Genomic DNA, 23,433 nt, shown 5'->3' with positions numbered 1-23,433 from the left:
CATAGCGTATGACTAAAGCAGCACTTTTTGCTGAGAAGCAAAATGAATCCTGTCCGGAATGCGGGGCCGGTTTGGTGATCCGTAGTGGTCGCCACGGCCCCTTTCTCAGCTGTTCTTCTTATCCACAATGTCAGTATATTCGACCGCTCAAAGCGCAGGCTGACGGTCATATCGTCAAAGTACTGGATGGGCAGCACTGCCCAAAATGTGAATCGACACTGGTATTGCGTCAGGGCCGTTATGGAATGTTTATTGGATGTAGCCAATATCCCGAATGTGATCATATTGAAGTGATCGACAAACCTGAAGAAACCAGTCTGAGTTGTCCACAGTGCGGCAGCGGGCATCTGTTACAGCGCAAATCACGGTTCGGCAAAGTCTTTCATGCCTGTGATCGCTATCCTGATTGTCAGTTTGCTATTAATAATAAGCCTGTCGCGGGCGAGTGTGCGCATTGCCACTACTCCTTGTTAATGGAAAAGAAAACAGCGCACGGTATTAAATTATTTTGTGCCAGTAAATTATGCGGAAAAGCCGTACAAACGAAAGATAACCCAACAGATGAATAAAGAAGCTGAAAACTCATTTAGCGTAGTGCTTGAAGCACTGCGTCAACAACAAGTGATCGCGTACCCCACAGAGGCCGTCTTTGGTTTGGGATGCGACCCTGACAGTGAACGGGCAGTCGAAGCACTGCTGGCGCTAAAAAAACGTCCTAAAGACAAAGGGCTGATTTTAATTGCTGATAATTATCAGCAACTCCTCCCTTATATAGATGACTCTTTTTTAACTGAGCAACAACGTCAGACAATATGGTCCTCCTGGCCCGGCCCCGTCACCTGGGTAATGCCTGCTAAAGTCTCCACTCCTGACTGGCTTACCGGGCGTTTTTCCTCGCTCGCGGTTCGTGTTACGGATCATCCTCAGGTTAAAGAACTCTGCCAGAAATTTGGAAAGCCTCTGGTATCCACCAGCGCCAACCTCAATGGTGAGCCACCTTGTCGTTTCGCAGCAGAAGTCAGTCAGCAATTTGGGAATGAGTTTCCGGTTCTGGCGGGTAATGTCGGCGGAAGAGAAAATCCATCAGAAATCCGGGATGCCCTCACCGGGGATCTCATTCGCCAGGGCTAAGGATCGAGTTCATGCCATCTTTTGCAGTGTTTGGGAATCCGATTAGTCACAGTAAGTCACCAAGAATTCATGCACTTTTCGCCGTCCAGACGGGTATTGATCATACTTATGGAACGGTGTTGGCCCCGCACGAAGAGTTTGAGGAAACACTACGATCCTTTTTTCACGGTGGAGCCCAGGGGGCGAATATCACAGTCCCTTTTAAAGAGCGCGCATTTGCTGAGTGTGATGAACTGACCGATCGTGCGGCATTGTCTGGTGCGGTGAACACTCTGAAAAAACTTGAGGACGGGCGTCTGCTCGGGGATAACACTGATGGCATCGGTATGCTGAGTGATCTTGAACGGCTCAACCTCATACATAAAGGCGACCGGGTTCTGCTGATCGGCGCCGGCGGCGCGGCGCGGGGCGTCATTCTTCCGCTGCTGTCTTATGGTTGTTCTCTTGTCGTGACTAACCGGACGTTCGAGAGGGCACAGCATTTAAGCCATATTTTTGAAAGCAGAGGCGATATTCAGGCAATGCCATTGCAACAGCTGATGAACGAATCATTTGATTTGATCATCAATGCTACTGCCTCTGGTATTAAAGGTGAGATCCCAGCGATTCCCCAAGAAGTGATCACCCCGCAGACTCGCTTATACGATATGTACTATCAGGCCGGACTCACACCTTTTATCGAATGGGCGCAAAAGAAGGGAGTGACGCATTATGCAGATGGTTTGGGCATGCTGGTCGGGCAGGCAGCACATGCATTTCATCTTTGGCATGGTGTTATGCCTGAGATTGAACCCGTGCTGGCGCAATTGAAGCAGGATTTGCTGAGTTAATTTTGAAGCATGCCTGAAGAAAGATGCTTCAGGCATGAGAACCGTTTAATCATTTCTGGTCGGTAAGATACAGATCCTTCCAGGTAACATAGTTACTGGAAGAGTAAGTCAGTCCTGCAAGTTCTTCAGACGTCAGCTCCCGGATTTGCTTCACCGGACTTCCCAGATAAAGATATCCACTTTCAAGTCGCTTCCCTGGGGGGACCAGACTTCCTGCACCGATCATCACGTCATCTTCAATGATCGCCCCATCCAGCAGTATTGATCCCATTCCAACCAGTACCCGATTGCCGATGGTACAACCATGCAACATAGCTTTATGACCGACAGTGACATCCTCACCAATGATCAGCGGATGACCTTCCGGATTGTGACGAGACTGATGCGTGACATGCAATACGCTCCCATCTTGCACATTGGTTCTGCAACCGATGACAACGTGATTAACGTCACCACGAATCACAACCAATGGCCAGATACTGACATCGTCCGCGAGAGCAACATCACCAATGATGACGCTGGAGGGGTCAACCATGACGTTTTCCCCCAAGGTGGGCAATGATCCCTGATATGCACGTAATGCCTGAGACATGTTTAATTACCTCATAATTGGGTTTTAATCTTGGCAATATAGTTCGGGTATGAAGAAATACCAATTATGAGGTGCCTGGATCGGTTGTAAAACCCGCGGATCGAGTGAGATCTCCTCGATGGGGTTGAAAAACACGCAGTCGATCCTTTTTATCGAAATAAATGCTTGTGCAAAAAATACGGATCCCTATAATGCCGCTCCATCGACAGGGAACAACGTGAACAACATCACGAAGTAACCGGGTCGGAAAGATTAAAAGCAGTGATGACCGGATGAAATAAACGGTTGACACTGAATGAGGAAAGCGTAATATACGCCACCTCGAGTTAGCAAGCGAAAGCGCGTAACTCACTGCTCTTTAACAATTTATCAGACAATCTGTGTGGGCACTCACAAGACGATATCAGCCACCTCGGTGGCAAAAAATATCAAGTCTTAAAGAGTGACCAAGCAGTAATTCATTTAGTTGAATTATTACGAAAGTTAATTTTTGAGCACCGCTTAACTTGTTTAAGCAAATCGAACTTTTAATTGAAGAGTTTGATCATGGCTCAGATTGAACGCTGGCGGCAGGCCTAACACATGCAAGTCGAGCGGTAGCACGGGAGAGCTTGCTCTCTGGGTGACGAGCGGCGGACGGGTGAGTAATGTCTGGGAAACTGCCTGATGGAGGGGGATAACTACTGGAAACGGTAGCTAATACCGCATGACCTCGCAAGAGCAAAGTGGGGGACCTTCGGGCCTCACGCCATCGGATGTGCCCAGATGGGATTAGCTAGTAGGTGGGGTAATGGCTCACCTAGGCGACGATCCCTAGCTGGTCTGAGAGGATGACCAGCCACACTGGAACTGAGACACGGTCCAGACTCCTACGGGAGGCAGCAGTGGGGAATATTGCACAATGGGCGCAAGCCTGATGCAGCCATGCCGCGTGTGTGAAGAAGGCCTTAGGGTTGTAAAGCACTTTCAGCGAGGAGGAAGGGTTCAGTGTTAATAGCACTGTACATTGACGTTACTCGCAGAAGAAGCACCGGCTAACTCCGTGCCAGCAGCCGCGGTAATACGGAGGGTGCAAGCGTTAATCGGAATTACTGGGCGTAAAGCGCACGCAGGCGGTTTGTTAAGTCAGATGTGAAATCCCCGAGCTTAACTTGGGAACTGCATTTGAAACTGGCAAGCTAGAGTCTTGTAGAGGGGGGTAGAATTCCAGGTGTAGCGGTGAAATGCGTAGAGATCTGGAGGAATACCGGTGGCGAAGGCGGCCCCCTGGACAAAGACTGACGCTCAGGTGCGAAAGCGTGGGGAGCAAACAGGATTAGATACCCTGGTAGTCCACGCTGTAAACGATGTCGACTTGGAGGTTGTGCCCTTGAGGCGTGGCTTCCGGAGCTAACGCGTTAAGTCGACCGCCTGGGGAGTACGGCCGCAAGGTTAAAACTCAAATGAATTGACGGGGGCCCGCACAAGCGGTGGAGCATGTGGTTTAATTCGATGCAACGCGAAGAACCTTACCTACTCTTGACATCCAGAGAATTCGCTAGAGATAGCTTAGTGCCTTCGGGAACTCTGAGACAGGTGCTGCATGGCTGTCGTCAGCTCGTGTTGTGAAATGTTGGGTTAAGTCCCGCAACGAGCGCAACCCTTATCCTTTGTTGCCAGCACATAATGGTGGGAACTCAAAGGAGACTGCCGGTGATAAACCGGAGGAAGGTGGGGATGACGTCAAGTCATCATGGCCCTTACGAGTAGGGCTACACACGTGCTACAATGGCATATACAAAGAGAAGCAAACTCGCGAGAGCAAGCGGACCTCATAAAGTATGTCGTAGTCCGGATTGGAGTCTGCAACTCGACTCCATGAAGTCGGAATCGCTAGTAATCGTAGATCAGAATGCTACGGTGAATACGTTCCCGGGCCTTGTACACACCGCCCGTCACACCATGGGAGTGGGTTGCAAAAGAAGTAGGTAGCTTAACCTTCGGGAGGGCGCTTACCACTTTGTGATTCATGACTGGGGTGAAGTCGTAACAAGGTAACCGTAGGGGAACCTGCGGTTGGATCACCTCCTTACCTAAAGATACGCATTGTGCAGTGTCCACACAGATTGTCTGATAGAAAGTAACGAGCAGAAATACCTTAATAGGCTTGTAGCTCAGGTGGTTAGAGCGCACCCCTGATAAGGGTGAGGTCGGTGGTTCAAGTCCACTCAGGCCTACCAATTCCTTCCTCCTCTTCGTTGTCGCCATGTCTCGTTTGCACAAGCAAACTTCGCATGACTCCACCTTGATGAGAAAGTAATTGGCTGACTCATCTGAACGATGAGTAATTAAGGTATCTGTAAGTGACTGTATGGGGCTATAGCTCAGCTGGGAGAGCGCCTGCCTTGCACGCAGGAGGTCAGCGGTTCGATCCCGCTTAGCTCCACCATTACCGTACAGCCCCTAAATAATACTTCAGAGTATATTGGTAACAGTATGCTGCGAAGTATTTTGCTCTTTAACAATCTGGAACAAGCTGAAAATTGAAAGTTTACAGCTGAACATCACTCTCCGTAGAAGTACTGAGTGGTGGGTTAGTCTGTAACAGAGTCTCTCAAATAATCGCAGCGCGACGATGTCTTTAAGACACCTTCGGGTTGTGAGGTTAAGCGACTAAGCGTACACGGTGGATGCCTAGGCAGTCAGAGGCGATGAAGGGCGTGCTAATCTGCGAAAAGCGTCGGTAAGGTGATATGAACCGTTATAACCGACGATACCCGAATGGGGAAACCCAGTGTGTTTCGACACACTATTGCATGGTGAATACATAGCCATGCAAGGCGAACCGGGGGAACTGAAACATCTAAGTACCCCGAGGAAAAGAAATCAACCGAGATTCCCCCAGTAGCGGCGAGCGAACGGGGAAGAGCCCAGAACCAACATCAGCGTATGTGTTAGTGGAAGCGTCTGGAAAGTCGCACAGTATAGGGTGATAGTCCCGTACACAAAAATGCATGCATTGTGAGTTCGATGAGTAGGGCGGGACACGTGACATCCTGTCTGAATATGGGGGGACCATCCTCCAAGGCTAAATACTCCTGACTGACCGATAGTGAACCAGTACCGTGAGGGAAAGGCGAAAAGAACCCCGGCGAGGGGAGTGAAATAGAACCTGAAACCGTGTACGTACAAGCAGTGGGAGCCTACTTTGTTGGGTGACTGCGTACCTTTTGTATAATGGGTCAGCGACTTATATTTTGTAGCAAGGTTAACCGTATAGGGGAGCCGTAGGGAAACCGAGTCTTAACTGGGCGTCAAGTTGCAAGGTATAGACCCGAAACCCGGTGATCTAGCCATGGGCAGGTTGAAGGTTGGGTAACACTAACTGGAGGACCGAACCGACTAATGTTGAAAAATTAGCGGATGACTTGTGGCTGGGGGTGAAAGGCCAATCAAACCGGGAGATAGCTGGTTCTCCCCGAAAGCTATTTAGGTAGCGCCTCGTGAACTCATCTTCGGGGGTAGAGCACTGTTTCGACTAGGGGGCCATCCCGGCTTACCAACTCGATGCAAACTACGAATACCGAAGAATGTTATCACGGGAGACACACGGCGGGTGCTAACGTCCGTCGTGAAGAGGGAAACAACCCAGACCGCCAGCTAAGGTCCCAAAGTCATGGTTAAGTGGGAAACGATGTGGGAAGGCATAGACAGCCAGGATGTTGGCTTAGAAGCAGCCATCATTTAAAGAAAGCGTAATAGCTCACTGGTCGAGTCGGCCTGCGCGGAAGATGTAACGGGGCTAAACCATGCACCGAAGCTGCGGCAGCGACGCTTAGGCGTTGTTGGGTAGGGGAGCGTTCTGTAAGCCGTCGAAGGTGACCTGTGAGGGTTGCTGGAGGTATCAGAAGTGCGAATGCTGACATAAGTAACGATAATGCGGGTGAAAAACCCGCACGCCGGAAGACCAAGGGTTCCTGTCCAACGTTAATCGGGGCAGGGTGAGTCGACCCCTAAGGCGAGGCTGAAAAGCGTAGTCGATGGGAAGCTGGTTAATATTCCAGCACTTGGTGTTACTGCGAAGGGGGGACGGAGAAGGCTAGGCTAGCCGGGCGACGGTTGTCCCGGTTCAAGCGTGTAGGGGGTGTGACTTGGTAAATCCGGTTACATACTAACCCTGAGGCGTGATAACGAGCCACTACGGTGGTGAAGTAGTTGATGCCATGCTTCCAGGAAAAGCCTCTAAGCTCCAGGTAACACGAAATCGTACCCCAAACCGACACAGGTGGTCAGGTAGAGAATACTCAGGCGCTTGAGAGAACTCGGGTGAAGGAACTAGGCAAAATGGTGCCGTAACTTCGGGAGAAGGCACGCTGGCGCGTAGGTGAAGGGACTTGCTCCCGGAGCTGAAGCCAGTCGCAGATACCAGCTGGCTGCAACTGTTTAATAAAAACACAGCACTGTGCAAACACGAAAGTGGACGTATACGGTGTGACGCCTGCCCGGTGCCGGAAGGTTAATTGATGGGGTTAGCAGCAATGCGAAGCTCTTGATCGAAGCCCCGGTAAACGGCGGCCGTAACTATAACGGTCCTAAGGTAGCGAAATTCCTTGTCGGGTAAGTTCCGACCTGCACGAATGGCGTAATGATGGCCAGGCTGTCTCCACCCGAGACTCAGTGAAATTGAACTCGCTGTGAAGATGCAGTGTACCCGCGGCAAGACGGAAAGACCCCGTGAACCTTTACTATAGCTTGACACTGAACATTGAGCCTTGATGTGTAGGATAGGTGGGAGGCTTTGAAGCGTGGACGCCAGTCTGCGTGGAGCCAACCTTGAAATACCACCCTTTAATGTTTGATGTTCTAACTCGGCCCCGTAATCCGGGGTGAGGACAGTGTCTGGTGGGTAGTTTGACTGGGGCGGTCTCCTCCTAAAGAGTAACGGAGGAGCACGAAGGTTAGCTAATCACGGTCGGACATCGTGAGGTTAGTGCAATGGCATAAGCTAGCTTGACTGCGAGAGTGACGGCTCGAGCAGGTACGAAAGTAGGTCATAGTGATCCGGTGGTTCTGAATGGAAGGGCCATCGCTCAACGGATAAAAGGTACTCCGGGGATAACAGGCTGATACCGCCCAAGAGTTCATATCGACGGCGGTGTTTGGCACCTCGATGTCGGCTCATCACATCCTGGGGCTGAAGTAGGTCCCAAGGGTACGGCTGTTCGCCGTTTAAAGTGGTACGCGAGCTGGGTTTAGAACGTCGTGAGACAGTTCGGTCCCTATCTGCCGTGGGCGTTGGAAGATTGAGAGGGGCTGCTCCTAGTACGAGAGGACCGGAGTGGACGCATCACTGGTGTTCGGGTTGTCATGCCAATGGCATTGCCCGGTAGCTAAATGCGGAAAAGATAAGCGCTGAAAGCATCTAAGCGCGAAACTTGCCTCGAGATGAGTCTTCCCTGTGGCTTTAAGCCACCTGAAGGGACGTTTAAGACTAAGACGTTGATAGGCTGGGTGTGTAAGTGCAGCGATGCATTGAGCTAACCAGTACTAATGACCCGAGAGGCTTAACCTTACAACACCAAAGGTGTTTTAGAGTGGCTCTGAAGTAGATTTTCAGCTGAATGTTCCGAGATTGGTTCGTAGTGCAAGCCTGATTTAAGGTGCGCGTTATGGATGAAACAGAATTTGCCTGGCGGCACTAGCGCGGTGGTCCCACCTGACCCCATGCCGAACTCAGAAGTGAAACGCCGTAGCGCCGATGGTAGTGTGGGGTCTCCCCATGCGAGAGTAGGGAACTGCCAGGCATCAAATTAGTAAGATTTGCTTTAAAGCAAATTGTTATAAGAATAAGCGTGCTGATATGGCTCAGTTGGTAGAGCGCACCCTTGGTAAGGGTGAGGTCCCCAGTTCGACTCTGGGTATCAGCACCAGTAATAAGCGTAGAGTTCGGTAAATTAACAGAATTTGCCTGGCGGCAGTAGCGCGGTGGTCCCACCTGACCCCATGCCGAACTCAGAAGTGAAACGCCGTAGCGCCGATGGTAGTGTGGGGTCTCCCCATGCGAGAGTAGGGAACTGCCAGGCATCAATAAAAGACAAAAGCCCCGTACTTGCGTACGGGGCTTTTGTCTTTTATGTGATCAGGTAATTTATTCCACGATGAGAAAGCTCTGCCATAACTTGCAGTTTTTTAGTGTGGGGAAGTTGAAGATATATCTGTAAATAAAAGGCCACCTTGTCGGTGGCCTTTTGTATTTTTACCGCTTACTACGCATAAATCAGTGATTAGAGCTTTGTGATATGCCGATCCCGGTCTGTGAACGAACAAACTGAGGATAAAAACGCTCCCTCTCTTTCTGTCCTTCCAGAGAATTATCCGTAATCGAGAAGAACCAGGTGCCGACAAATGCAACGATCATGGAGAACAATGCCGGATACTCATAAGGATAAATTGGTTTTGCATGTCCCAAAATCTGTACCCAAATCGTAGGTCCCAGAATCATCAGGATCACTGCCGTCAGTAATCCGAGCCATCCCCCAACCATTGCTCCACGCGTTGTCAGTTTCGCCCAATACATCGAGAGTATGATGATCGGGAAGTTGCAACTTGCTGCAATCGAGAATGCTAATCCCACCATGAAGGCAATGTTTTGTTTTTCAAACAAAATACCCAATCCGATAGCGACAATACCCAGAACAATCACGGTTACTTTCGACACGCGTAATTCATCTTTCTCCGTTGCTTTACCGTCTTTGATTACGCTCGCATAGAGGTCATGAGATACCGCTGAAGCACCTGCCAGCGTTAAGCCGGCGACTACCGCCAGGATCGTTGCGAATGCAACAGCAGAGATAAAACCGAGGAAGAAGCTACCACCGACGGCATCTGCCAGATGCACAGCGGCCATGTTGTTCCCGCCAAGCAAGATGCCGCTTGCATCTTTGAATGCCGGATTAGACCCCACCAGCACTATTGCACCAAAGCCAATAATGAAGGTCAGAATGTAGAAATACCCAATAAATCCAGTGGCATAGAACACGCTTTTACGGGCTTCTTTGGCGTCGTTAACGGTGAAGAAACGCATTAAAATGTGTGGCAGACCAGCGGTCCCGAACATCAGCGCAAGACCCAGCGACAATGCCGATATGGGATCAGAGACTAGCCCTCCTGGGCTCATGATCGCGATACCTTTCGGATGGGCTGCGACCGCCTGGGTAAAGAGCGTGTTGAAGTTAAAGTTGACGGACTTCATGACCATGACGGCCATAAATGTGGCACCGGCTAAAAGCAGGATCGCTTTGATGATCTGAACCCATGTGGTTGCCAGCATGCCGCCGAAGAGGACGTAGAGCACCATCAGGATCCCAACCAGCACGACAGCCACGTGATAGTTCAGGCCGAACAGGAGTTGAATTAACTTACCGGCACCCACCATCTGAGCAATCAAATACAGAGCGACGACAACCAATGAACCGCAGGCTGAAAGTACGCGGATAGGCTTCTGTTTGAGGCGGTAAGATGCCACATCTGCGAAGGTATATTTGCCCAAATTACGCAGACGTTCGGCGATCAGGAACAAAATGATCGGCCAGCCAATCAGGAAACCGATGGAGTAAATTAATCCGTCGTAACCCGAGGTATACACCAGCGCGGAGATCCCGAGGAAAGAAGCCGCAGACATAAAGTCCCCGGCAATTGCCATACCGTTCTGCAACCCGGTGATCTTACCGCCTGCAGTGTAATAGTCCTGACGAGAACGGGTTCGTTTGGAGGCCCAATAGGTAATGTACAGCGTGGCGCCAACGAAGAGCAGGAACATCACAATCGCTTCAATATTGAGAGGCTGAGCCTTCACTTCGCCGGAAATACCTTCTGCAGCGAATACGCTAAAAGGAAAGGTCAGGGATAACAACAGAAGCAGGGAACCACGGCGAGCACTCATGGCTGCACCTCACGGACGATATCTGCTGTCAGCCGGTCAAATTCACCATTCGCGCGAATAACATAAATACCGGTGAGTATGAAAGAAATCACAATCAATCCGACGCCGACAGGAATACCCCGCGTAATGGTGGCCCCTTCATACAATGGCGTTCCCAGCCATTGCGGGTCGAATGCGATCAATAAAATAAAGGCGACGTACATGACCAGGGTAATACCTGAAAGCAGCCAGGCAAAACGGCTGCGCTTTTGCACCAGCTCCCTGAAACGCGGATTACTTACAACTCTCTGATAAATGAGATCATTCATCTCAGTGACTCCTTTGAGGCATTGATAGAGTTCACCGCGCCAGGGCGGTGAAAATTAGGACGGCACTTTCATTGATTGTTTTTCTTCCAACAGTTTCTCGACAACGCCCGGATCCGCCAGCGTTGAGGTATCTCCCAGATTGCTTGTGTCACCGGCTGCAATTTTGCGCAGAATGCGGCGCATAATTTTGCCGGAACGGGTTTTTGGTAAAGAATCCGTCCAGTGAAGAATGTCCGGGGTGGCAATCGAACCAATCTCCTTTCGCACCCAGTTTCTGACTTCCGTATACAGCTCAGGGGAAGGTTCTTCGCCATGATTCAGCGTGATGTATGCGTAAATTGCCTGACCTTTAATGCTGTGCGGAATGCCCACGACTGCGGCTTCTGCAATTTTAGGATGAGAAACAAGCGCAGATTCAATCTCCGCCGTGCCCAAACGGTGGCCAGAAATGTTCAGAACATCATCCACGCGGCCAGTTATCCAGTAGTAACCGTCTTCATCACGGCGGGCACCATCTCCGCTGAAATACATGTTTTTGAAGGTGGAAAAGTAGGTTTGCTCGAAGCGTTCATGGTCACCAAACAGAGTGCGCGCCTGACCAGGCCATGAATCGGTGATCACCAGATTGCCTTCGCAAGCGCCTTCCTGAGGCACGCCCTCGTTATCCACCAGCGCAGGTTGTACGCCGAAGAAAGGACGCGTGGCGGAACCGGCTTTCAGTTCAGTCGCGCCAGGCAACGGCGTGATCATGAATCCGCCGGTTTCGGTTTGCCACCAGGTATCAACAATCGGGCACTTACTGTTCCCGATGGTTTTGTAATACCACTCCCAGGCCTCCGGATTGATCGGTTCCCCGACGGACCCCATGATCCTCAGCGATTCGCGGCTGGTGCCTTCAATCGCTTTATCGCCTTCAGCCATCAGTGCACGAATTGCCGTGGGCGCGGTATAAAGAATATTCACTTTATGCTTATCAATAACCTGCGCCATGCGTGCCGGTGTCGGATAATTTGGCACTCCTTCGAACATCAGGCTTATCGCCCCACAGGCCAGCGGGCCATAGAGTAAATAGCTGTGGCCGGTTACCCAGCCGACATCAGCGGTACACCAGTAAATGTCGCCGTCATGGTAGTCAAAGGTGTACCTGAAGGTCAGCGCGGCATAAACAAGGTAACCGCCTGTGGTATGCAGCACGCCTTTCGGTTTGCCGGTGGAACCTGAGGTATAGAGGATGAACAGCGGGTCTTCGGCATTCATTTCTTCGGCCGGGCAGTCTGCCGGCACGCCTGAGATCGCGTCATGCCACCAGATATCACGTCCTTCCTTCCATTCACCCTGTTTGCCGGTGCGCTTGAAAATAATGGAGTGAGTCACCGTCGTGACGGAAGGATTTTTCAGAGCGTCATCTACGTTTTGTTTCAGTGGAATGGTTCTTCCAGCACGCAGGCCTTCATCCGCAGTGATCACGACTTTAGCGCTTGAATCTACAATGCGTCCCGCCACGGCTTCCGGTGAGAAGCCCGCGAAAATCACAGAATGCACGGCACCAATACGGGCACAAGCCAGCATTGCCACCGCCGCTTCCGGCACCATAGGCATATAGATAGCCACGACGTCGCCTTTCTTAACGCCCAGATTTTTCAGCACATTCGCGAACTGACAGACGTCATGATGCAGTTGTTTGTAGGTGACGTGCTTATTTTCAGCGTTGGGGTCATCGCCTTCCCAGATTAATGCGGTCTGATCGCCTTTCTCTGCCAGATGACGATCCAGACAGTTGGCAGCGAGATTCAGAGTTCCGTCCTCAAACCAGCGAATATCGATATTTCCCGGCGCGAAAGAGGTGTTCTTCACTTTTGTGAAAGGTTTAATCCAGTCGAGAACTTTCGCCTGTTCTCCCCAGAATGCCTGCGGATCTTCTACAGACTGTTGATAAAACTGCTGATATTTCTCAGGTGTGATCAGGGTACGTTCTGCAACAGAGGCAGGAATAGGATGCTTGTAAACATGGCTCATGGTTTTTCTCCTTTGATTTGTTAATGATATGTCAATCAAAGGTTAAGTGTAGTTTGCGTCAGGCCTTTGTTTGCTTTTTGGGTGTCAGATCACGCAAGTCGCGCTAAACCGGCAAGACATTGGCAAGGCCGCTGCGGTACATGCCACATAAATAGACAATATAAGCGTGATCTTTTAATGGCCTGCGGCAGTAAAAACCACTGAAAAATATCCTTACTCATAAAGTCGCATTAATAATGAAATAAGAAAGAAGCCGAATATGATCTCTGCCGAAATAGGGAATATTCCTGACAAGCGAGTTTTTTGACCTGCATGAAGGTTTTTCCGACATCTGACCCCAAAAATGTATCAATGCCGGTTCGAAAGTGAAAACAATTTAGATTAAAAGTAAACATTTGGTTAAATAAAGCTTAATCTGGCACATTAACCGAAGTGATTTGCCTTCATGGCGTAACATTTAATGTTAATAATTTTTACCTATAAGTTAATTTCCCTTCATAAAGATGAGATTTAAATATTAATGTAAGACTAAAGTTCTTAATATTTGCATTATGCAAATTATTATAACGTTAAAAAGCAAATATCAGTATATTGATCTGGCAAGAGAGGGGTGCTCTCTTCGGTACAGCGAAAAATATCGCTTAATAGCTTATGGCTTAATAACTACCGTTAAAATCTCAAGGACAAATTATGTTTAACGCCAAGAACAAGACACTGATTATTGCTTTATCTGCCTTTATTTCTGCTTCAGCTTTTGCAGAAGATGCGACCGGAACGCCTCCTGTGGGTGCCGACCAGGGCTCAGGCCGTATTCATTTCACCGGAACCGTGATTAATGCGCCATGCTCAATTGCTGCAGGCGATGAAGACATTAATGTCAATATGGGCCAGGTCGCGAATAAAGTATTAGAAAGCGGCAATAAATATTCTCAGAACGTTAACTACACCATCCATCTGCAAGATTGTAACCTGACCGCGCAAACCGCGGGTTCAGTTGAGTATCCGGCTATGTCTAAAGTGGCGGTTTCCTTTGCCGGCACGCCAGACAGCAGTGCCACTGAATTACTGGCAAACACCGGCAGCGCGAAAGGCGCGGGCATCCGTTTAATTGATGCCAACGGTGACTTGCTGAAAGTGGGTGATACCTCCAAAGACATCAATCTGGTCACCGGTAACAACGAGCTGGTCTTTGCTGCACGTGTGGAAGCGAATACTCAGCCGGTTTCAACCGGTACGATCGTTTCTCAGGCTACTTACGCGCTGAATTATAAATAATCGTCTTTTTTATTAAGGGGAGTTTTCTCCCCTTTATTTTCAGGTGCATCGGGGTTCCGTGCTGGATCTATAAAAATAAAAAAGTGGCGTAATTATGTTGTTTGCCTTGGACAGAGCGTCAGCAGTAAAGAGGATCACTTCAGGGTGTATTTTCCTCTTCTCAGGATGCCTTATTTCAATCAAAAGCTTCGCGGTAGAGTTTAACGTTAACTTTATTGATTCTGCTGATCGTAATAATGTCGATCTCTCACGCTTTCAGACTGCAAATTACATCGCCCCCGGAGAATACCTGTTAGATGTGGTATTGAACGGCCGTACCCTGGGCGATCAAAGCCTCATAAAATATATTCCGACAGACGATAGTTCTGTTAACAACCAGAACAGCCGTTTGTGCATACCGCCTTCACTGGTCGATAAATTCGATCTGACCCCGGCTGCGCGGGAAAAACTTACGCTCTGGCATCAGGGCCAGTGCACTTCTCTGGATCAGCAGAAGGAAGTGACTGCGCGTTACGATCAGGAAAAACAAACGCTGAATATCAGCATTCCGCAGGCCTGGTTAACCTTTCATGATGAAAACTGGGTGCCACCCTCGCAATGGGATGAGGGCGTGAATGGCGCGTTACTCGATTACAACCTGCTGGGCAGCAAATATATGCCACAGCAAGGTGATAGCTCGACCAGCGTCAGCAGTTACGGGACCACCGGATTCAATCTGGGGCCGTGGCGGGCACGCGCGGATTATCAATATTCAGCCTCACGCACCTCTGGCAGCCCGGCTAACGATAAATTCACCTGGACGCAGACCTACCTGTTTCGCGCGCTGCCTTCCATCGGTGCACGTCTCACCGCCGGCCAGACTTATTTCAATTCCGATATCTTTGATTCATTTCGTTTTATCGGGGCTTCTGTGAACAGCGATCAGCGAATGCTGCCGCCATCCCTGCGCGGTTATGCACCGCAGGTCACGGGTATTGCAAAAACCAACGCCAAAGTGAGTATCAGTCAGAATGGCCGTGTGATTTATCAGACGAACGTTTCTCCGGGGCCGTTCGTGGTTCAGGATCTGACAGAAGCTGTGCAGGGCGCGCTGGACGTAAAGATTGAAGAGGAAAATGGCAGCGTCACAACCTATCAGGTGACGACCGCGACCATTCCGTTCCTGACCCGTAAGGGCCAGGTGCGCTTCAAGACCGCGATGGGTAAACCAACAACCGGCAACAATAACCGCGTTTTACAGCCAGGCTTTTACAGCGGCGAAATGTCGTGGGGCGCGTTGAATGATTTCTCGTTATACGGCGGGCTGATTTCGACCACCGGTAATTATCAGGCGCAGGCACTGGGCGTCGGGCAAAATCTGCAAAAACTGGGCGCAGTCTCTTTCGACGTGACGCGTTCATCGGCAACGGTTCCGGTGGCGGGCAGGCAGACGGGTTTCAGTTATCGCGCCAACTATTCGAAGCGTTTTGATTCCACGGGCAGCCAGATCACCTTTGCCGGCTATCGTTTCACTGAAAAAACCTTCATGTCGTTCAGTCAGTATCTCGACAAAGTGAATGGCGACGGCTATTCCCGTGACGATAAACAAACCTATACCGTGACTGCCAACCAGTATCTGCCGTGGCCGGCGATCACCCTGTATCTGTCAGCCACGCACAAGGTCTACTGGAACGAAAATCCAAGCAATAACTACAGCGTGTCGGTGAGCAAAATTTTTGATATCGGACGTTTCACCGGTATTTCTGCCACCTTCTCGGCCAGTAAGCTGAAATACCGGGATACCGATGAAAACCAGATGTTCCTGTCATTCAGCCTGCCGCTCTCTTCCGGGCAACAGGTCAGCTACGACGCACAACAGGACTCGCAGGGCGGTTTCTCGCAAACCGCGTCGTATTACAACAGTCAGGATCCAAATAACACCTGGCGTGTCGGCGCAGGGGGTAGCAGCCCTGATCTGCAAAAAGGCGATGGCGTCTTCCGGGCCAACTATCAGCACATGTCGCCTTACGGCCAGTTTGGTGTGAACGGCAGCGTCAAAAATAACGATTACCGGTCGGTGAACGCCAACTGGTATGGCTCGATGACGGCGACGGCGGCTGGCGCGGCATTGCATCAAAGCAGCGCGGGCAGTGAACCGCGAATGATGGTGTCCACCGGCGTAAAAGGTATTCCAATCAGCGACGGTGCGTCGATCACCAATGATTACGGTATCGCCGTGGTGAATGGCGTGTCCAGCTATCAGACCTCCGATATCCGCGTTGATGTAAACCATTTACCGGATGACGTAGAGGTGTACAGCTCGGTGGTCAGTAAGACACTGACCGAAGGAGCGATTGGTTTTCGCAAAATTCGTGCGATCAAAGGTGAACGTCTGATGGCGGTGATCCGTCTGGCCGACGGCAGCCACCCGCCTCTGGGAGCTTCTGTCACCGACAACAGTTCCGGGTTTGAAGCGGGGCTGATTGGCGATGGCGGGCTGGCCTACCTGGCCGGGGTTTCCGGGGAGAAATCGCTGACCGTACGCTGGGGAGATGAAAACCAGTGCCGCATTCAGGTGCCATCAGACACCGCAACGCAAAGCGGCCAGGTGTTATTACCGTGCACCTGAGCGCGCCAACAACCATGAAACAGAGCTAATCAGCAAAGGAATGACCGGATGAAGAACCTGATATTACGATTCAGTGGCGCACTACTCATGTTAACCGGAGTGCTCCAGCCGGTGCTGGCCGCCGTGAATCTCGACCGGACACGCATCATTTATAACGCCAGTGATAAGTCTGTCAGCGTCATGCTTGAAAACCAGAGTAAGGATTTACCTTATCTGGCGCAGGTCTGGCTGGAGAATGCACAGGGCGAAAAAATCACATCGCCCCTGGTGGCGCTGCCGCCGATGCAACGCATTGATGCCGGTCAGAAGAGTCAGATCCGTATCTTGCAGTTACCCGAGGCGGCCGCACTCCCTAAAGACCGTGAGTCGCTGTTTTATTTTAACGTGCGTGAAGTGCCGCCAAAGAGCGAGATGGCCAACGTCATGCAGGTGGCGATTCAAAGCCGGGTGAAATTGTTCTTCCGTCCTGCTGAATTACGCAAGCTGATAAAGGGCAACTGGCAGGAGCAGCTTCAGATAAGCCGTCTCAATGACGGGCTGAAACTGACGAACCCCACGCCGTTCTATATCACAGTCGGGTATTTGGGCAAAGACAACAAAGGCAACGTGCCGGGTTTTGACAGCGTCATGCTGGCGCCGTTTGCCACAGAATCACTCACCGGCAGTCAGTATGTCAGTGCCACATACAGCATCGGTTATATGGACGACTACGGCGGCCTGCAGATAAATCAGTACACGTGTACCGCCATGCAATGTCAGCGCATCAGCAAGGATGCCAAAAAATAACCCCAGTGCGAACTCTGTGTGAATGAGCCGGTTTATCTGAAAGGTAGGGAGAGTTATGCCTGAAATTTATAAATTAGTCCGGGTGCGGGTGACGCTATTCCTCCTGCTGTGCCTGTTTTCCGGCAGTGCGCTGGCGCTCGATTGTGTGGAAAAAGGCACCGGCATAGTGGATAAACCGGCCATTCCGGTCGGCCAGCTGGCGATCCCCGCTAACGTACCTGTCGGCACTAAAATTTGGGAATCGAACGACATTAATGTGACGGCCTATTGCGACAATGTGCTCGGCTCAATCATTGACGTCGTCCATTTCTACTTCAACCCAAAATCCCAGTCGATTGGTGAAGGGTTGCTGCTGGGTGTGAGTTATAACGGGCAGGATTTGGAGCAAAACGAACAGCGCCTGAGCACCAACAGCGCGCCCATCAAAAGAGGGCAGAACGTCACGGTTAATGTCACGTTCCGCTTGTACATCAAAGTCAGCGGTAATGCGCCTTCCAGCGGGCATTATCAGGGAGCCGATCAGTTCACGGTATTCCAGCTCGACGGCAGCAGAGGCATCAACAAATCACCGGGGGCTAAAAATCTCAAATACAACCTCTCGGGATTACAGGGGATCCGTTTTCTGGCCTGCGGTTCAGATTTGAAGGTTTACCCGGAATCACAGATCGTTGATTTTGGCGCGATTCAAAGCACCACGCTTTCGCGCTCCTCCGGGATTTCTCTGCCCTTTGCTATCAAGGCGGTGAAGCAGGGATGTCTGGATAATTTCTCACTTCAGGCCGAATTCTCAACGGCCAGTCCTTTACTTGATAACACCGCCATTGACCTGTCGAACGGCGCGAAGCTGATGCTTTATAACGAGAAAGAACAGGCGATTACCTTCAATCGCTACGACAACTTTGCTGAACTGAACAACGTCAATGAAGTCACCAAAAACTTCACAGCAAAACTCAGCGCGATACCCGGGAAAACACTTTCACTTGGGCAGTTTGACGCGTCAGTGATCGTCAAGATCAACTATTACTGACCTATTTCAGTACAGGGAGAACGACATGTTTAGAACCGCCAAGCTGCGCGCGCAAGCGCTGGAAGAACCGGTTTACTCAGCACAGGCACCGGAACTCATAGCCGAAACTCAGATTCACGCGATGCTCCAAACCCTGCGGGAAGATGCGGGGTTAAGTAAAACCGAGCTGGCCAGGCGCCTCGGCGTGACGCCTCCGGCGATCACGCGCCTTGAAAAGCGTCCGGCGCAGGCCAGCTTTAACACCCTGACACGTTATGCGCAGGCCTGCGGCTTCCATCTATACCTGTATTACAAATAACTCAGAGATCGTTTTTAAACACGCACATGGTCAGCGGTGACTGGTTGCTCTCGATCAACATGGTGTTGTCATCGTATTTCTTGAGCACCAGCGTGTCAGTCTGGCCCGCCATAAAAAAACTGTTCATCAATAAAAGTGAGGACATCCTCCAGTCCATATTATCAACGCTGTCGGTATTTATTTGGGTACTGGTAAGTGAGTAGGTGTTAGTGTATTTACTCTCATGCACATAACGATAATAAATATTCCTCAGGATCGTTTTTCGCTCAATCACCTTACCGCTGCGATCATACAAATACCCCGTCCCGCTGAGAGAGATCAAAATTTTATTATTGTCGAGAAAACTAAAGTAGAAGGATGTCGTCATCCGTGCCCGTTGATCATCATAAAGGGCGTCAACAATCATATTTCCCCGGCAGGAGGTGTTGACAGGAAAGGCGGCTTTATCATTCTTCAATGAATTGCCGTATATAACTATGCCAGGCAATATCCCAACCAGTAATAATGTAAGCAGAATGTTCTGCAGACCGGGCGATGGCCATTTTTTAAAACTGATCATGCGTTGTCCTGTCATTTGCATAATAGCTGATACAAATGTTGATGTTATGCGATTCATTAGTGCTGCACTGCGCCATAAAGTCACGAACTGATCCTGTATCAACAGGCGTAATGAATTGCTCACTTTGAAATATGAAAATATTTCCGGGAGAGCAGAGGATTTTTTGTTTCATCATAAAGGTTTGTGCCAGTTGGAGGAACTCCGCCTTTCTGGCGCCGGAAACTGGTGCGGTAGAGTAGAGTTCACAGGCACCGATGTTAGCTACCAACAGCTTGGCTTTAGGATCAATCATCACGCTGTGTAAAACATACAGCCCCCAGGTTGTCAGAGTGAACAACGTAATCATACTGATAATTAAGTATATTTTACGATGTTCTTTATGCATGACCGCGAATGTTGGCTCCTGAACTTCTGATGTTTCAGGTTCTGAAGGTGCCGTTTCATGCATGGCGACAGGGGGTTCAGGTGCACTGAACGCTTCCTCCGGCAGTAAAGTGTCTTTTTCCTGCGGCAGGCCCAGCCCCGACTGCAGCGTAATAGTCGTTTCTTTTTTGATGATAAAACCGACCTTAGGCACAGTGACGATGAATTCATCGACATAACCCAGTGTGGAAATCACTTTACGTAATTTGCTGATGCAATGATTGAGGTTATTATTACTGGCTGTCAAACCATAGTCATCCCATACTTTTTTAAAGAATGTTTCACGCTGTACAACGGTACCCTGTTGCTCAATTAACAGGGATAATATTCTCCTCGCAGGATTGGATACCGTGATGTTACTTTCAGCGTCGCTCAGTAATGAAAGTGAGTTATCCTCCGGATTAAAGACTATTTGATTTTCAATCAGATAAATCATATGCATCCCTTTCTCCCTGTCTTGAATATCCTGAATTTTCACTGCATCAGGTAATTAAGTGCCATTATGCTGTTGTCATTTGCCTTTATATACCGTGAGTACGGCCAGCCAGTATAAACCCGTTCTATTAATGAAATAGAATTGTGTCCGAATAGTTTACACGTGACCTGAGATAAGTCTTAACGACATAACATATTTTTTTGGCGGGACGATATTGTGATAAAAGCTATAAATCACGTACGGAATTTTAGTAGTGCGTGATTTATCAGGACCAGGGAGAGGGCATGACGGGGGGATATGGTGTTGTTACGCAGAGAAAATGCCATAAACCTCAGAAAGCAAAAAACCCGCCATAGGCGGGTTTCTTTAAACAGGGTGCCCGGACCCGGACAAAGGCGCGCAACGCTTGCGCTGACCCCCGCAGGGCATGAGACGAATAATCGAACGGAGTTCGATGGAGAGTCCGCATCTCAGAAAGCAAAAAACCCGCCATAGGCGGGTTTCTTTAAATATGGTGCCCGGACTCGGAATCGAACCAAGGACACAGGGATTTTCAATCCCTTGCTCTACCGACTGAGCTATCCGGGCAACGGGGCGCATTAAACCGTATTGGGCATGTGCCGTCAACGGCTTTGTCATCTAAAACACATAAAACGCGTTTGTTTGCTGGCTTTTCATTCAAAAACTATCAAATTCCCTGTTTTGCCGATCAGAAAATCAGGAAAGTGCGCCATGTTCTCGACAACGTGCAATATTCAAAACGTCTTCTGCCAGCCTGCGGGCGACTTCCACGTCGTTCAACTGACGTTTGACCAGCAGTTTGCTCAGGCAACCCTCCAGGATCAGCTCCATCTGCTGGGCCACCATCTCGGCATCATCGGAGCCCATCTCTTGCAGCAGCGACAGCGTGTACTCATAGGAAGCCAGTTTCTGTTGCTGTGCTAACTGATGAATTGGCATATCGCTGTCAGGAAAAAGCGTGCAGGCAGCGATAAACAGGCATCCCGGATAGCGCTGCTGACGAACTTGCTCATCCAGCACTTTATAACGGGCCAGTAACTTCTGCGATGCGCTGAGAGACTCGTCCAGCATCAGCTGGCGGCGCCAGACGTCAATTTGTTCACCGTGATAGCGCAGGCTGTCGTAGAGCAACGCTTCCGCATCTGGCCAGAAACGGCGTAACTCATTGAGCGGAACATCGACCCTTTCAGCGACGTATTCCAGTGACATGGTTGCAAGGCCACGTTGTTCCAGGATATTTAAGGTTTGATCAAGAACTTGTTCGCGTAGCACGTTTGCCTCCTCGCAATTCGCGTCATTCAAAAACCAGTGTCGTTTAATGACGGGCTTTCTGCAAATGCGCGGTGAATTCCGCTGCATTCATAAATCCGGTAACCCTGGATTGCGGCAGTTCTCTGCCATCAGGGCCGAAGAATAAAATCGTAGGCAATCCCAGCACTTCCAGGCGTTTAAGCAACGCCTTTTGTTCCGGCGAATTTTTGGTGACATCTGCCTGAAGCAGTAAGGTATTCGCCAGTTCATGCTGCACGTCTGGCGCAGAGAACGTATATTTTTCAAACTCTTTGCAGGCGACGCACCAGTCCGCATACAAATCCAGCATCACGCGTTTGCCCTGAGCACTCTGAAGAGCCGCATTGAGTTCATCCACGTTGTGGATCTTCTGAAAACTCAGTGCGTGTTGTGGCGCGGTACTGCTTGCGGCGGGGGCAAAAGCCCAATCCTGTAACGGACGGCTGACCACCAGCGCGGCCGCGAGGAAGACCAGTTGCAGGACCCGGAACACGCCGCGCTGGCTTTTCAGGCAAAGCACAAAGGCCCAGCCAAAGAACGCGATGCCGAGCAGGCTCCATAAACGCAGCCCCCACACATCACCGACCACACGCTCAAGCAGGAAGACGGGCAGCGCCAGAATCACAAAACCAAAGCCTTCTTTGACGTTATTCATCCAGGGGCCGCTGCGTGGCAGCAGTTTGTTGCCAAACAGGGTCACGATAATCAGCGGGATGCCCATGCCCAGCGCATACAGATACAACGTGCCAGCACCGGCCAGAAGATTACCGCTCTGGGCGATATACAACAAAATGGCGCTCAGCGGCGCGGTGGTGCAGGGTGAACAAATCAGCCCGGCCAGCGCACCCATAATAAAGACGCCGGGCAGCGAGCCGCCTTTTTGTTCATTACTCCACAACGCCAGCCGGGTCTGTAATGAAGAAGGAAGTTGCAGGCTGAAGGTGCCAAACATCGACAGTGCCAGCGCGATGAACATCACCGACAGCACAATCAGCACCCACGGACTTTGTAATGCGGCCTGGAATTGCAGACCGGCAGCGGCCACTGCCATGCCGAGCAACGTGTAGGTCAGCGCCATGCCCTGAACGTAAATCAGCGACAGCATGAAAATTCGCTTCATGCTGTGAGGACGCTGTCGGCCAAGAATAATGCCGGAGATCAGCGGATACATCGGTAATACGCAAGGTGTAAAAGCAATGCCGATGCCAATCAACAACGCCCACAGCGGCGAGAACGGCAGTGGTGTGCTGTGCGGCGCGGGCGTGGCGACGACAGGCGCTGCGTCGATCACCGGCGGGCTGGCGGGTGGCGCGTCTGTCACCTCGCTGACCGGCACTTCGCGGGTTTCCGGCGGATAACAAAATCCTGCAGCGGCACAGCCCTGATAGGTCACGCGCACCGTGGCGTCGGCGCTGGCCTGTCGCAAAGGGACGGTGATGTGCAGAGCCTTTTCATAGACTTCGCTGTCACCGAAAAACTCATCGTGATGCTCACGCCCTTTCGGCAGGAAGAACGCAGCGAGATCGGCGTTCTTCGGTTCCAGCTCAATTTTGCTGCGGTATAAATAATACCCGTCACGGATTTGCCAGTTCAGCTTGAGGTCGTGACCTTGCTGCTGGAAGTCAAAGCTGAACGCCTGATCCACGGGCACAAACTGCGGTGCTGCGGGCTGACTGAATAATGATGCCTGAGCCTGCAGCGGCGCGATGCACAGGCTGCAGAGCAGGAAAAAAATACGAAAAATGCGGTGATCCATGCGGAATTCAAGTCTCTTTGTCGCGGCGCAGACACTCAGCCGCTGGGTGATTCGACAGAAGATGCGGACGGCTTCATGCCGTGGCGCGATTAGGAGTAATGAGTATACCCCGCGCCATCGTTGAGCAGAAAGTCTTGCGGGTATTTTACAAATATC

At 50.5% G+C, this 23,433-nt stretch carries 16 protein-coding genes, 4 tRNA genes and 4 rRNA genes; 15 read left to right on the top strand and 9 right to left on the bottom strand.

The annotated features are described in order from the left end of the window. The first annotated feature begins 8 nt into the window (after window positions 1–8). The 3 genes from ABSH60_RS07785 to aroE are packed head-to-tail and all read left to right on the top strand — an operon-like array spanning window position 9 to window position 1,961. Window positions 9–569 (top strand): type I DNA topoisomerase, encoded by a 561-nt coding sequence (locus ABSH60_RS07785; protein ID WP_056778091.1) that lies wholly within the window; start codon window positions 9–11, stop codon window positions 567–569. Next, entirely contained in the window at window positions 562–1,131 is a 570-nt protein-coding gene (tsaC, locus tag ABSH60_RS07780; RefSeq protein ID WP_056778095.1) for an L-threonylcarbamoyladenylate synthase type 1 TsaC, read from the top strand. The genes ABSH60_RS07785 and tsaC overlap by 8 nt, the downstream gene beginning before the upstream one ends. An 11-nt stretch (window positions 1,132–1,142) precedes the next feature. Continuing rightward, window positions 1,143–1,961 carry a shikimate dehydrogenase gene (gene aroE, locus ABSH60_RS07775; RefSeq protein ID WP_390973431.1) on the top strand — a complete coding sequence of 273 codons (819 nt, stop codon included), beginning with the start codon at window positions 1,143–1,145 and terminating at the stop codon, window positions 1,959–1,961. Between the two features lie 49 nt (window positions 1,962–2,010). Here the strand turns inward: aroE and ABSH60_RS07770 are convergent, their stop codons facing one another. Next, window positions 2,011–2,553: a gamma carbonic anhydrase family protein gene (locus ABSH60_RS07770; RefSeq protein WP_056778099.1), complete on the bottom strand. Its 543-nt coding sequence runs from the start codon at window positions 2,551–2,553 to the stop codon at window positions 2,011–2,013. A gap of 528 nt (window positions 2,554–3,081) precedes the next feature. On the opposite strand from ABSH60_RS07770, the gene ABSH60_RS07765 reads away from it, so the two are divergent. From ABSH60_RS07765 to rrf (ABSH60_RS07735), 7 genes are all read left to right on the top strand, one after another. After that, a 16S ribosomal RNA gene (locus ABSH60_RS07765) occupies window positions 3,082–4,624 on the top strand. A gap of 71 nt (window positions 4,625–4,695) precedes the next feature. After that, window positions 4,696–4,772: transfer RNA gene (locus tag ABSH60_RS07760), tRNA-Ile, on the top strand. A 133-nt stretch (window positions 4,773–4,905) separates the two neighbouring features. Further along, window positions 4,906–4,981, top strand: a tRNA-Ala gene (locus ABSH60_RS07755). Between the two features lie 214 nt (window positions 4,982–5,195). Beyond that, a 23S ribosomal RNA gene (locus tag ABSH60_RS07750) occupies window positions 5,196–8,104 on the top strand. A gap of 116 nt (window positions 8,105–8,220) precedes the next feature. Continuing rightward, a 5S ribosomal RNA gene (gene rrf, locus ABSH60_RS07745) occupies window positions 8,221–8,336 on the top strand. Window positions 8,337–8,386: 50 nt separating this feature from the next. Then, window positions 8,387–8,462 (top strand) — tRNA-Thr (locus tag ABSH60_RS07740). Window positions 8,463–8,499: 37 nt separating this feature from the next. Beyond that, a 5S ribosomal RNA gene (rrf, locus tag ABSH60_RS07735) occupies window positions 8,500–8,615 on the top strand. Together the 16S, 23S and 5S rRNA genes with 3 tRNA genes alongside form the textbook arrangement of a ribosomal RNA operon. 194 nt (window positions 8,616–8,809) lie before the next feature. Here rrf (ABSH60_RS07735) and actP read toward each other — a convergent pair. Genes actP through acs form a run of 3 tightly spaced genes read right to left on the bottom strand, consistent with a single transcriptional unit; the run spans window position 8,810 to window position 12,798 of the window. After that, window positions 8,810–10,474: a cation/acetate symporter ActP gene (gene actP / locus ABSH60_RS07730; RefSeq protein WP_056782519.1), complete on the bottom strand. Its 1,665-nt coding sequence runs from the start codon at window positions 10,472–10,474 to the stop codon at window positions 8,810–8,812. After that, window positions 10,471–10,782 (bottom strand): DUF485 domain-containing protein, encoded by a 312-nt coding sequence (locus ABSH60_RS07725; protein WP_056782518.1) that lies wholly within the window; start codon window positions 10,780–10,782, stop codon window positions 10,471–10,473. The genes actP and ABSH60_RS07725 overlap by 4 nt, the downstream gene beginning before the upstream one ends. A 54-nt stretch (window positions 10,783–10,836) precedes the next feature. Then, window positions 10,837–12,798, bottom strand: coding sequence for an acetate--CoA ligase (acs, locus tag ABSH60_RS07720; RefSeq protein ID WP_390973428.1), 1,962 nt, complete (start codon window positions 12,796–12,798; stop codon window positions 10,837–10,839). Between the two features lie 690 nt (window positions 12,799–13,488). Here acs and ABSH60_RS07715 point away from each other — a divergent pair. The 5 genes from ABSH60_RS07715 to ABSH60_RS07695 all read left to right on the top strand — a co-directional run bounded on the left by ABSH60_RS07715 (window position 13,489) and on the right by ABSH60_RS07695 (window position 18,792). Continuing rightward, entirely contained in the window at window positions 13,489–14,073 is a 585-nt protein-coding gene (locus ABSH60_RS07715) for a fimbrial protein (protein ID WP_056782516.1), read from the top strand. Window positions 14,074–14,167: 94 nt separating this feature from the next. Next, window positions 14,168–16,681 carry a fimbria/pilus outer membrane usher protein gene (locus tag ABSH60_RS07710; protein WP_390973426.1) on the top strand — a complete coding sequence of 838 codons (2,514 nt, stop codon included), beginning with the start codon at window positions 14,168–14,170 and terminating at the stop codon, window positions 16,679–16,681. Between the two features lie 48 nt (window positions 16,682–16,729). Beyond that, on the top strand, window positions 16,730–17,467 hold the full coding sequence (locus ABSH60_RS07705) for a fimbria/pilus periplasmic chaperone (protein WP_390973424.1): 738 nt from the start codon (window positions 16,730–16,732) through the stop codon (window positions 17,465–17,467). A gap of 55 nt (window positions 17,468–17,522) precedes the next feature. Further along, the gene (locus tag ABSH60_RS07700; protein WP_122094096.1) at window positions 17,523–18,494 is read left to right on the top strand and encodes a fimbrial protein; all 972 of its coding nucleotides are present in this window, start codon (window positions 17,523–17,525) and stop codon (window positions 18,492–18,494) included. Window positions 18,495–18,519: 25 nt separating this feature from the next. Beyond that, complete coding sequence (locus ABSH60_RS07695; protein WP_056782512.1) at window positions 18,520–18,792, top strand: helix-turn-helix domain-containing protein; 273 nt, start codon at window positions 18,520–18,522, stop codon at window positions 18,790–18,792. 1 nt (window position 18,793) lies between these two features. On the opposite strand, the gene ABSH60_RS07690 is transcribed toward ABSH60_RS07695, so the two are convergent. The 5 genes from ABSH60_RS07690 to ABSH60_RS07670 form a co-directional block, all read right to left on the bottom strand. Then, window positions 18,794–19,351 (bottom strand): hypothetical protein, encoded by a 558-nt coding sequence (locus tag ABSH60_RS07690; protein ID WP_390973421.1) that lies wholly within the window; start codon window positions 19,349–19,351, stop codon window positions 18,794–18,796. Continuing rightward, window positions 19,338–20,210 carry a winged helix-turn-helix domain-containing protein gene (locus tag ABSH60_RS07685; protein WP_390973419.1) on the bottom strand — a complete coding sequence of 291 codons (873 nt, stop codon included), beginning with the start codon at window positions 20,208–20,210 and terminating at the stop codon, window positions 19,338–19,340. The genes ABSH60_RS07690 and ABSH60_RS07685 overlap by 14 nt, the downstream gene beginning before the upstream one ends. Window positions 20,211–20,722: 512 nt before the next feature. Continuing rightward, window positions 20,723–20,798 (bottom strand) — tRNA-Phe (locus ABSH60_RS07680). Between the two features lie 129 nt (window positions 20,799–20,927). Continuing rightward, window positions 20,928–21,503, bottom strand: coding sequence for a transcriptional regulator (locus ABSH60_RS07675; RefSeq protein WP_056782509.1), 576 nt, complete (start codon window positions 21,501–21,503; stop codon window positions 20,928–20,930). A gap of 43 nt (window positions 21,504–21,546) precedes the next feature. Next, on the bottom strand, window positions 21,547–23,277 hold the full coding sequence (locus ABSH60_RS07670; RefSeq protein ID WP_390973417.1) for a protein-disulfide reductase DsbD: 1,731 nt from the start codon (window positions 23,275–23,277) through the stop codon (window positions 21,547–21,549). Window positions 23,278–23,433: the final 156 nt, after the last annotated feature.

Origin of the sequence: Rahnella sp. R3(2024) (assembly GCF_042920125.1) — a bacterium.
Classification (GTDB): Bacteria; Pseudomonadota; Gammaproteobacteria; order Enterobacterales; family Enterobacteriaceae; genus Rahnella; species Rahnella rivi.
Note: the sequence above shows the minus strand (reverse complement) of the source record. Positions and strands in the feature narration are given on the sequence as shown.